Annotated in this window: 1 protein-coding gene; it reads left to right on the top strand. The window is 67.7% G+C overall.

Going from position 1 to position 1,834, the window contains the following annotated elements; translation table 11 throughout:
- The first annotated feature begins 584 nt into the window (after positions 1–584).
- Positions 585–1,811, top strand: coding sequence for an IS110 family transposase (locus tag ACGFY9_RS48870; RefSeq protein ID WP_393765664.1), 1,227 nt, complete (start codon positions 585–587; stop codon positions 1,809–1,811).
- Positions 1,812–1,834 lie beyond the last annotated feature (23 nt).

Below are 1,834 nucleotides of genomic sequence, written 5' to 3'. Positions count from 1 at the left end.
CCTAATCCCTTGTTGAGGGCGTTCCGAGGGAGCGGTAGTTCCTGGGGGCGTTCGAGTGCTGGACCGCGACTCCTCGTGGCTGCCAGGCGGGCAATGCCTCGCTTTAGACAGCGTGCGCGGTCCTGGTGCTCATGGTGGTGGCGGTCATGTGGCCACTGCGCGGATGCCCCAAGAGGCCCTGGCATGTGATGCCTCAAGGCAGAGCGACAACGTGCAGTGCGGCAGGGCCGTCATCACCGTCGACGGATGTTGGTGTTCGTCGGTGCTGGGCGGATGCCTGAATTTCCCCCGGCGCTCGACGCCCAACTGCAGAGCGGTGCCCCCAGCACCGTCGAGCGTCAACACCTGTCGCGCAATCCCTCGTTGGTGATGGTGGTGCGAGCCCGCCGCACGGTGACCTCTTGGTACGCCCGAGCCGTCTTAGCTCTCGCTCAGACCGAGGCCCGTGGGGCGCGCTGGTGCCACGAACGGCTAGTGAGGTGGAGGCACACCCGCTTCGCGGTTGATGCCTGGGATTAGGTCGCTCGCGTGGCCCGCATGCGCTCGTGACCAGCGCAAGTACCGGCACGTTTAGGAGGAATCCCTTGATCTACTGTGGAATCGACTGGGCTGAGCGCACCCACGACGTCGCTCTGGTGGACGACACCGGCGCTCTACTGGCCAAGCGGCACATCACCGACGACGCGGCAGGCTACAAGCTGCTGCTGGAACTTCTCGCCGAGCACGGCGACAGCGAGGAGAATCCGATCCCGGTGGCGATCGAGACCTCCCGAGGTCTGCTGGTCGCGGTGCTGCGGACCGGGAAACGGCAGGTGTTCGCGATCAACCCGCTGGCCGCCGCCCGCTACCGAGACCGCCACTCGGTCTCCCGCAAGAAGTCTGACCCCGGCGATGCCCTCGTGCTGGCGAACATCCTGCGCACCGACATGCACGCCCACCGGCCCCTGCCGGACGACTCCGACCTCGGCCGCGCCATCGCCGTCCTCGCCCGCGCCCAGCAGGACTCCCTCTGGAACAGGCAGCAGCTCGCCAACCAGCTCCGCTCCCTGCTGCGCGAGTACTACCCGGCCGCCCTGGACGCCTTCGCCACCTGGACCAACGGCCTGTGCCGGCCAGAGGCCCGCGAACTCCTCAAGTCCGCACCGACCCCGACCCAGGCGGCGCGGCTGACCCGCCCTCAGTTCCAGGCCGCCCTCAAACGTGCAGGCCGCAAGCGGGGCATCGAGGCCGAGGCCGACCGAGTGCGTGGCGTCTTCCGCGCCGAATGGGCCCATCAGCCAGCAATGATCGAGAAGGCCCTCGGCAAGCAAATGCTCGCCCTCCTCATCCAGTTGGAGGCAGCGTGCACCGCTGCCGACCAGCTCGCCGAGGCAGTGGAGGAGGCATTCCCTCAGCACCCGGACGCTGAGATCCTGCTGAGCTTCCCCGGGCTCGGTATCCAGCTCGCCGCCCGGATCCTCGCTGAGATCGGGGACGACCCCACCCGCTTCGCGGACGCCCGCGGCCTGAAGGCGTACGCGGGCTCCTCGCCCATCACCAGAGCGTCCGGCAAGAAGGCGTCGATCACTCGGCGGTGGGTGAAGAACGACCGCCTCAACCACGCCGGCTACCTCTGGGCCTTCGCGTCCCTGCGAAACTCGCCGGGAGCCGACGCCCACTACCGTCGACGACGCGAGCACGGTGACTGGCACGCGGCCGCTCAACGGAATCTCTTCAACCGCATGATCGGCCAGCTCTACCACTGTCTCCAGCACCGCAAGCTGTTCGACGAACAGACCGCCTTCCCCACCGAGCTTGCTGCCGCAGCTTGACGCGTTGGCATCGTGAGGTGTCT

Source organism: Streptomyces sp. NPDC048504 (assembly GCF_043200035.1).
In the GTDB taxonomy this organism is placed as follows: domain Bacteria; phylum Actinomycetota; class Actinomycetes; order Streptomycetales; family Streptomycetaceae; genus Streptomyces.
The sequence above is the reverse complement of the archived record's forward strand: the minus strand, read 5'-3'. Positions and strand labels throughout refer to the sequence as shown.